Source organism: Rhodobacter sp. P2_H5 (genome assembly GCF_056403335.1).
Window position 1 is genome coordinate 24,978 of record NZ_JBFUFS010000031.1, and the last position, 7,732, is coordinate 32,709.

Below are 7,732 nucleotides of genomic sequence, written 5' to 3' on the forward strand. Positions count from 1 at the left end.
GGGGGTGCGGGGGTGTGAAACCCCCGCTCCTGCCACCAAAACCGCCCCGAACCCTGCAGAATGAGGCCCGCCATGACGACCCAATGGGACCCGAGCCAGCCGATCCTCGACATCGAGAATCTCTCGATCTCCTTCTTCACCCGGATGCGCGAGATCCCTGCGGTGATGGATTTCTCCTGCAAGGTCATGGCCGGCGAGGCGATGGGGCTGGTGGGCGAAAGCGGCTGTGGCAAGTCGACCGTGGCCTTGGGCGTCATGCGCGATCTGGGCAAGAACGGGCGGATCACCGGCGGGACGATCAAGTTCAAGGGCCGCGACCTCGTGACGATGAACGACGAGGAATTGCGCCAGCTGCGCGGGTCCGAAATCGCGATGATCTATCAGGAGCCGATGGCCTCCCTGAACCCGGCCATGAAGATCGGCGCGCAACTGGCTGAAGTGCCGATGATCCATCAGGGCATGAGCAAGGACGAGGCCTGGAAGCTCGCCCGCCAGATCGTGGCCGATGTCCGCCTGCCCGACCCCGACCGCATCCTGAACGCCTTCCCGCACCAGCTGTCGGGCGGCCAGCAGCAGCGCATCGTCATCGCCATGGCCCTGATGTCGAAACCGGCCCTGCTGATCCTCGACGAACCCACCACCGCGCTGGATGTGACGGTGGAGGCGGGGATCGTCGATCTGGTCAAGGACCTTGGCCACAAATACGGCACCTCGATGCTGTTCATCAGCCACAACCTCGGCCTGATCATGGATGTCTGCGATAGGCTCTGCGTGATGTATTCCGGCGAGGCGGTCGAGACCGGCAATGTCGCCGAAGTCTTTGACAACATGCGCCACCCCTACACGCAAGCCCTGTTCCGCTCGATCCCGCTGCCCGGCGCCGACAAGAACTCGCGCCCCCTGATCTCGATCCCCGGCAATTTCCCCCTGCCGCATGAACGGCCCAAGGGCTGCAACTTCGGCCCGCGCTGCGATTACTTCGAGGCCGGGCGCTGCGATGCGGGCGATATCCCGATGTCGACTGTCCCCGAAGGCGACCGCCACGGCTCGCGCTGCCTGAAATGGGCCGAGATCAACTGGATGGCCCCGCCCGCCGCCCGCGTCGCCAAGATGAAATCGCCGATCGGGGATGTCGTCCTGAAGATGGAGGATCTGAAGAAATATTATTCGGTCTCCTCCGGCGCCTTCGGCGGTGGCAATGCCAAGGTGGTCAAGGCGAATGAAACCCTCAGCTTCGAGGCCCGCGCCGGCGAAACCCTGGCCATCGTGGGCGAAAGCGGTTGCGGAAAATCCACCTTCGCCAAGGTGCTGATGGGTCTGGAAACCGCGACCTCCGGCTCGATCATGCTGTTTGACGAGAATGTGCAATCGACGCCGATCCAGAAGCGCAATGTCGATACGGTGTCTTCGGTGCAGATGGTGTTCCAGAACCCGTTTGACACGCTCAACCCCTCGATGACCGTGGGGCGGCAGATCATCCGCGCGCTGGAGGTTTTCCACTTCGGCGCCTCGGATGCCGAACGCAAGGCGCGGATGCTGGAGCTTCTGGATCTCGTGAAACTGCCGCGCGCCTTTGCCGACCGGATGCCGCGCCAGCTGTCGGGCGGCCAGAAGCAGCGCGTCGGGATCGCCCGCGCCTTTGCCGGCGGGGCCAAGGTCGTGGTGGCGGATGAACCCGTCTCGGCATTGGATGTGTCCGTGCAGGCGGCTGTGACCGACCTGCTGATGGACATCCAGCGCGAGAATGGCACGACGCTTCTGTTCATCTCGCACGATCTGTCGATCGTCCGGTATCTCTCGGACCGGGTGCTGGTCATGTACCTCGGCCATGTGGTCGAGACCGGGACCACCGATCAGGTCTTCCAGCCGCCCTACCACCCCTACACCGAGGCGCTGCTCTCGGCGGTGCCCATCGCCGACACCAAGGTGATCCGCAAGCGCATCGTGCTGGAAGGTGACATCCCTTCGGCGATGAACCCGCCGCCGGGCTGCCCGTTCCAGACCCGCTGCCGCTGGAAATCCCAGGTGCCGGGCGGGCTCTGCGACCGCGAGATGCCACCGGTCAAGACCTTGGAGGGCGGCCACCAGATCAAGTGCCACCTCTCGGACGAGATCCTTGCGGGGATGGAGCCGGTGATCAAGATGGCGGCGGAGTGATCCAGCCTCGGAAGATGGGCACATTGCCCATCCTACCGGACAACCGCGCGCCTCTGGCGGGCGTGGCCCTATTCTGAGGCGTTTTCGCCGAAGAACAGCAGCATCATGGTCTTGTTGACGATGTTCAACAGGATACCGAACAGGATCAAGCCGCAGAGCATGGTGATTGCCGCCACGATGCGCCCGCCCACGGTGACCGGGTACATGTCGCCATAGCCGGTCGTCGTCATCGTCTCGATGCACCACCACATCGCGGCCGGGATCGAGGTGAAGTTGCGATCGGCGGGGCGGATCGGGGTGCCGGAGATCGGATCGACCGGCACGAACTCGGCCGCCGGTTGCCCGGCCGGGGTCGCCGCATCCAAGGCCGCCTGCCCGGCCTGCATCGCGTCGGGCGAATAGAGCGAGCCTTCGACGTAGTACATCGAGGTCGAGGCCAGCATGAAGACGGCGAAGAAGATGATGACATAGATCTTGAGGTTGGCCAGCAGCGGGTTCACATGGGTGACATCCGCCCCATCCGCCGCCGTCCGCGCCAGTTTCAGCACCCGCAAGGCGCGCACCACCCGCACCAGCCGGATCATCTTGGTGGAGCGGAGCGAGGTCAGGTTGACCAGCATGAAATAGGAGGGCACGACCGAGATGATGTCGATCAGGCCCCAGATCGAGAAGACATAGCGCCAGGGTTTGGGCGAGAAATAGGCATTGGCCACCGCGTCGATGGTGAACATCACGACCGTGGTCCATTCCGACCAGGTGAAAAGCTGCGCATGTTGATCGGCCAGGTCATGCACGCTTTCCAGCGCCAGATCGATGCAGGAGCCGATGGTGAAGGCCATGATGATCATGTGCCAGTAGCGATAGCCGGCATAATGCGGGTCCGTGAAGACACGTCTCAGGCCGAAGCCCTTTGCCCCGCTCGCCACATTGTCCATCCTGCCGAATCCTTGTCCTGGCAAGATGGCACCCTAGTCCGCTGGCGGAGGGGCCGGCCAGAGGTTAACAAGGTCTTGACGAAAAGTTGAATTTCGTTGTGGTTCAATAGGTTGTGATGGATTGCACGCGTGCAATCACGGGCAATCCCGTGCCATGCCACCGCAAGCTTGCCTTTGAATACGCGACCGAGACCCTGCGGGAAAGCCTAGCCGAGGATGGCCAGAACGTAGTTCTGGGTCTCCTGATATTCCGGCACGCCACCGGCGGCCTCGACCGCCTCGGGGCCGGCATTATAGGCGGCGAGCGCCAGCTTCCAGCTGCCGAAGCGGTTGAACATCATCGAGAGATAGCGCGCCCCGCCTTCGAGGTTGGATTTCGGGTCGGTCTCGTCCACGCCGAGATGATCCGCCGTGGTCGGCAACAGCTGCGCCAGGCCGACCGCGCCCTTGGCCGAGACGACATCCGGATTCCATCCGCTTTCCTGCTGCACGAGCTTGAGGAAGATCGCCTCCGGCACGCCATATTTGCTGGCGGCGGCCTTGGCCATGTCGAGGTAGACACCGCGATACCGGCCGGAATAGCGCACCGTGCCGACGCTGGCATCCTTGCCGGCGCCGGGCTTCAGCCGGGAGGAATTGGAATATTGCTGCGCAAGCTTGCCGTCGAGCAGGGCGAGCTGGTTGCGGAACTGCGCCGTCCGGCCCTTGCCGGCCGAGCCGAAGACCAGCCCCTCTGCCAGAGCCGGCGCGCCAAGCGCCACAATCACCACGACCGACACGATCGCTGCCGCGATCCCGCGCCCGGGTCTTGATCCGATCATACGCATTTTGCACCCAACCGCAGGAACCATTGGCACGCCGCTGCGTTAGTCATAGGAAATTGATCGGTCTTGGCAAGGGAAATTGCCAGGGATCGGCGGTGGCCTGCCCAGATTTCAGGGTTTTGCCAGCCCCGCCCCGCCGACAAGGGCGCCGCGGAACAGGTCTTCGACCAGGACCGAGACCAGCTGCGCCCGCCCCGCCGTGCCGGATTTGCGGTAGATCGCGTTGAGATGGGTCTTGATCGTCCCCTCGGCCGAACCGCGGAAGGTGGCGATTTCGGCGATCGAATAGCCCTTAATGGTGAAGGCCGCCACATCGGCCTCGGTCGGCGTCAGGGCCCAAGTGCGGAAATAGGCCTCCATCAGATCGGACAGGGCGCCGGTCGCCACGGTCAGGCTTTGTTGCATCCGGTGCTGGCGGTTCATCAGGCGCAAGAGGACCAGCGTCTCGAAGACCAGGCCGAGAATCAGCCCGACCGAGGCCGCCAGTTCCGACAGATTGGCCGGGTTGGTCAGCGCGGCGCGGCCCTGCGGCAGGATATCTGTGGCCACATCGGCCATGAAGATCACGGTGCAGATCGCCTGAACGATGATCAACGCCAGGACCGGCCAGACCCCCCTGGCGTTCAAAAGCTCTTTGCCGCTCATAAACTGCCCTCTGGAACGGGCCCTCGGCCCTGCTGCCGCACGCACCCGGCTTGGCGCCTGATTAGCGGCTTGCTTGGGGCGCGAAAAGGGGGGGAGGCTTCACAAGCCCGCAACCGCCCGGCTGATGCGCGCGGCTCAGGCAGGGGGTTTGCGCTTTGCCCGGAAACGGGCGCTGCGCATTGCAGCCGGACCGCCGGTCGGTCTATAGGTTTTCTTAACCAAGTCCGGCGACCCTGCCGGCACAAACGGAATCAGGGAGTAGGTCATGGCAGGCGTCAACAAGGTCATTATCGTCGGCAACCTCGGTCGCGACCCCGAGGTGCGCAGTTTTCCCAATGGCGGCAAGGTGGTGAACCTGCGCATCGCCACTTCGGAAACCTGGCGCGACAAGGCCTCGGGCGAGCGCAAGGAGCGCACCGAATGGCATTCGGTCGCGATCTTCAACGAGGCTCTGGGCAAGATCGCCGAGCAATATCTGAAGAAGGGCTCGACCGTTTATATCGAGGGCCAGCTGGAAACCCGCAAATGGCAGGACCAGTCCGGCGCCGACCGCTACACGACCGAGATCGTGCTGCGCCAGTTCCGCGGCGAACTGACGCTGCTTGGCGGCCGGGACGGCGGCGGCGGTGGCAGCAGCTATGACGACCGCGGCGGCGAGGATCAGGGCTACGGCGGCGGCGCGCCTTCGGGTGGGTCTTCGGGCGGCGGCTATCGTGGTGGTTCGTCGGGTGGCGGGTCCTCGGGCGGCGGCTTTGGCGGCGGCAAGAGCGGCGGCGGCGGGCGTTCGGATCTGGACGACGAAATCCCGTTCTGACCGGGCTTTCCCGGCTGCTCTGGACCTTTGGCGGATATTCCCTATATAATCGCTCAACAACCCAAGTGAGCGTGTCATGACCGAGCAGCCGGACAAGATCGAGGGCACCCCCCTGATCCGCCCCTCCACCACCGAACATGCCCTGTACGAGCAGGTCGTCGACGCCTGCCGTACCGTCTATGACCCTGAAATCCCGGTGAATATCTTCGATCTGGGTCTGGTCTACACGATCGAGATCACCGACGAGAACGTGGTGGACATCTACATGACCCTGACCGCGCCGGGCTGCCCGGTCGCCGGCGAGATGCCGGGCTGGGTCGAGGCCGCCGTCGAATCCATCCCTGGCGTCAAGGAGGTCCGCGTGATGATGACCTTCGATCCGCCCTGGGGGATGGAGATGATGTCCGACGAGGCCCGCCTCGAGCTTGGCTTCATGTAGCAAGCCTCCTAGCTTGATTATGGCATAGGCAAGCCTCATGGCTTGCCTTTTCAACAAGCAAAGCACGAGGCTTGCTTTCACCAAAAGCAACGCCTATAACTTGCCTATGAAAGACATCGCCGTCCTGACCGGAGATCTCGTCGCCTCCACCGCTGCCGAGGGGCAAGCGGTCGAAGGCGCGATTGAGGCCCTGAGGACCGCCGCGCATATCCTTTCCGCCTGGCTTGGACATGACACCCGCTTCAGCCGGTTCCGCGGCGATGGCTGGCAGCTTTATGTCGAACGGCCCGGCATGGCGCTGCGCGCGACCCTGTATCTCCTCGCCCGCCTGCGGGCCTCGGAGGCCGGTCTTGCCACCCGTCTGGCCCTGGCCCTGGGCCCTTACGACCGGCTGGGAGAGACGGGCCTGTCGGGCGCGTCCGGCCTTGTCTTTGAACAATCGGGCCATGCCCTTGATGCCATGCGCAGCAAGGAGCGCATCGCCTTCGACACACCGATGTTCGGCGCCGCCCCCTCCGAGCTCGGCCCCTGGCAAGGCGCGGTGGTGACCCTCGCCCATTGGCAGGCCAGCCGCTGGAGCCGCGAACAGGCCGAAGCCATCGCCCTGGCGCTGGACCCGATCAACCCGACCCAGGATCAGATCGCCCAAAGCCTTGGCATCACCCGGCAGGCCGTGCAGGCGCGGCTGAAGGGCGCCGGGCTCGCGGCGCTTCAACCGGCGCTGGCCGCCTTTGAGGGCATGTCGCCATGATCGCCACCTTCGCAGCTATGCTCTTCGCCCACAGCCTGGCCACCTTCGTCCTGCAGCCGCAGGGCGCGGCCAGACCCCAGGGCCCCGCCCTGCACGGCGTGATCGTGCTACTGACCGCGACCCTTGCCACCGGCAGCGCCTCGCCTTGGCTGCTGGTCCTGACGGCGGCGCATCTCGCCATCCGGCTGGGCCAGGGCCGCTGCGTCCGGCGGTTCGGGCCCAAAGCCGGCCTCTCGATCTTTCTCGCCACCCAGGCCGCCCATCTGGCGAGCCTTGCCGGCCTGGCCGCCCTCGCCCCGGGGATCTGGTCCTTGGGCCTCTGGGCCGCCTGCCCCGGCCTCGCGCCCCTGATGGCGCTGGCCGCCGGCCTGATCCTGTCCACCCGCGCCGGAGGCCTGGCCGTCGGCCTGCTGATGGAGCCCTGGGCCGCCGCCTCCCCCGCGGGCCTGCCCGGCGGCGGGCGGATGATCGGGCTTCTGGAGCGCGGGCTGATCTTCGCCCTGATCCTGACCGACCAGGCTGGAGGCGTCGGCTACCTCGTCGCCGCCAAATCCGTGCTGCGCTTTGGCGCGGTCGGCGATGACCGCAAGCTCTCGGAATATGTCATCATCGGCACCCTGGCGTCGGTTTCCTGGGCAATCGTGATCTCCGCCGCGATTTCTGCCCTGCTTCACCAGCTTCCCCCGCTTGGAATTCCCGATCTGACACCTTAGATTAGGGCTCTACAGGAGATATCCCCATGTTTGGCATGCCCGGCAAAGCCGCCGTCACCCTCTCGCCCACCGCCGCCCGCCAGATCGCGGGCCTGATGGCCACCAAAGGCGCCGAGGGTCTGCGCATCGGCGTCAAGAAGGGCGGCTGCGCCGGCATGGAATACACGATGGACTATGTGACCTCGGTCAACCCCCTCGACGAGGTCGTCGAACAAGACGGCGCCCGCGTGCTGATCGCCCCCATGGCCCAGATGTTCCTGATCGGCACCGAGATCGACTACGAGACCGGCCTTCTCGAAAGCGGCTTCAAGTTCCGCAACCCCAACGTGGCCGAGGCCTGCGGCTGCGGCGAGTCGATCAAGTTCAAGGACGCCCCCGACGCCTGACCCGCGCCCCCGGCCCCCCTTCATTGGTCCATAAATATCCCACGGGGGGCGCGGGGGGTGTGAAACCC

The 7,732-nt window shown here is 65.0% G+C and carries 9 protein-coding genes; 6 read left to right on the plus strand and 3 right to left on the minus strand.

Annotated elements, in window-relative coordinates:
• The first annotated feature begins 72 nt into the window (after positions 1 to 72).
• A complete protein-coding gene (locus tag AC1DVR_RS22455) occupies positions 73 to 2,157 on the plus strand; it encodes a dipeptide ABC transporter ATP-binding protein (protein ID WP_478002853.1) in 2,085 nt (694 codons plus the stop codon).
• 68 nt (positions 2,158 to 2,225) lie between these two features.
• Here the strand turns inward: AC1DVR_RS22455 and AC1DVR_RS22460 are convergent, their stop codons facing one another.
• The 3 genes from AC1DVR_RS22460 to AC1DVR_RS22470 all read right to left on the minus strand — a co-directional run bounded on the left by AC1DVR_RS22460 (position 2,226) and on the right by AC1DVR_RS22470 (position 4,561).
• Positions 2,226 to 3,092, minus strand: a complete 867-nt coding sequence (locus AC1DVR_RS22460) for an ion transporter (RefSeq protein ID WP_478002854.1) — start codon at positions 3,090 to 3,092, stop codon at positions 2,226 to 2,228.
• A 206-nt stretch (positions 3,093 to 3,298) separates the two neighbouring features.
• A complete protein-coding gene (locus AC1DVR_RS22465; protein ID WP_478002855.1) occupies positions 3,299 to 3,919 on the minus strand; it encodes a lytic transglycosylase domain-containing protein in 621 nt (206 codons plus the stop codon).
• Between the two features lie 108 nt (positions 3,920 to 4,027).
• A complete protein-coding gene (locus tag AC1DVR_RS22470; protein ID WP_478002856.1) occupies positions 4,028 to 4,561 on the minus strand; it encodes a helix-turn-helix transcriptional regulator in 534 nt (177 codons plus the stop codon).
• Positions 4,562 to 4,826: 265 nt separating this feature from the next.
• On the opposite strand from AC1DVR_RS22470, the gene ssb reads away from it, so the two are divergent.
• The 5 genes from ssb to AC1DVR_RS22495 all read left to right on the plus strand — a co-directional run bounded on the left by ssb (position 4,827) and on the right by AC1DVR_RS22495 (position 7,664).
• Positions 4,827 to 5,375 carry a single-stranded DNA-binding protein gene (ssb, locus tag AC1DVR_RS22475; RefSeq protein ID WP_478002857.1) on the plus strand — a complete coding sequence of 183 codons (549 nt, stop codon included), beginning with the start codon at positions 4,827 to 4,829 and terminating at the stop codon, positions 5,373 to 5,375.
• Between the two features lie 76 nt (positions 5,376 to 5,451).
• Positions 5,452 to 5,814 (plus strand): SUF system Fe-S cluster assembly protein, encoded by a 363-nt coding sequence (locus AC1DVR_RS22480; RefSeq protein WP_478002858.1) that lies wholly within the window; start codon positions 5,452 to 5,454, stop codon positions 5,812 to 5,814.
• A 106-nt stretch (positions 5,815 to 5,920) separates the two neighbouring features.
• Complete coding sequence (locus tag AC1DVR_RS22485) at positions 5,921 to 6,565, plus strand: hypothetical protein (protein WP_478002859.1); 645 nt, start codon at positions 5,921 to 5,923, stop codon at positions 6,563 to 6,565.
• Complete coding sequence (locus AC1DVR_RS22490; RefSeq protein WP_478002860.1) at positions 6,562 to 7,278, plus strand: DUF3307 domain-containing protein; 717 nt, start codon at positions 6,562 to 6,564, stop codon at positions 7,276 to 7,278. The genes AC1DVR_RS22485 and AC1DVR_RS22490 overlap by 4 nt, the downstream gene beginning before the upstream one ends.
• Before the next feature lie 26 nt (positions 7,279 to 7,304).
• Positions 7,305 to 7,664 carry a HesB/IscA family protein gene (locus AC1DVR_RS22495; protein ID WP_478002861.1) on the plus strand — a complete coding sequence of 120 codons (360 nt, stop codon included), beginning with the start codon at positions 7,305 to 7,307 and terminating at the stop codon, positions 7,662 to 7,664.
• Positions 7,665 to 7,732 lie beyond the last annotated feature (68 nt).

What these genes read in the sequence shown, in the direction of transcription:
- AC1DVR_RS22480 (WP_478002858.1), top strand. Translation starts at nt 5,452, where the DNA reads ATGACCGAGCAGCCGGACAAGATCGAGGGCACCCCCCTGATCCGCCCC.
- AC1DVR_RS22465 (WP_478002855.1), bottom strand. Translation starts at nt 3,919, where the DNA reads ATGCGTATGATCGGATCAAGACCCGGGCGCGGGATCGCGGCAGCGATC.
- AC1DVR_RS22455 (WP_478002853.1), top strand. Translation starts at nt 73, where the DNA reads ATGACGACCCAATGGGACCCGAGCCAGCCGATCCTCGACATCGAGAAT.
- AC1DVR_RS22495 (WP_478002861.1), top strand. Translation starts at nt 7,305, where the DNA reads ATGTTTGGCATGCCCGGCAAAGCCGCCGTCACCCTCTCGCCCACCGCC.
- AC1DVR_RS22470 (WP_478002856.1), bottom strand. Translation starts at nt 4,561, where the DNA reads ATGAGCGGCAAAGAGCTTTTGAACGCCAGGGGGGTCTGGCCGGTCCTG.
- AC1DVR_RS22490 (WP_478002860.1), top strand. Translation starts at nt 6,562, where the DNA reads ATGATCGCCACCTTCGCAGCTATGCTCTTCGCCCACAGCCTGGCCACC.
- AC1DVR_RS22485 (WP_478002859.1), top strand. Translation starts at nt 5,921, where the DNA reads ATGAAAGACATCGCCGTCCTGACCGGAGATCTCGTCGCCTCCACCGCT.
- ssb (WP_478002857.1), top strand. Translation starts at nt 4,827, where the DNA reads ATGGCAGGCGTCAACAAGGTCATTATCGTCGGCAACCTCGGTCGCGAC.
- AC1DVR_RS22460 (WP_478002854.1), bottom strand. Translation starts at nt 3,092, where the DNA reads ATGGACAATGTGGCGAGCGGGGCAAAGGGCTTCGGCCTGAGACGTGTC.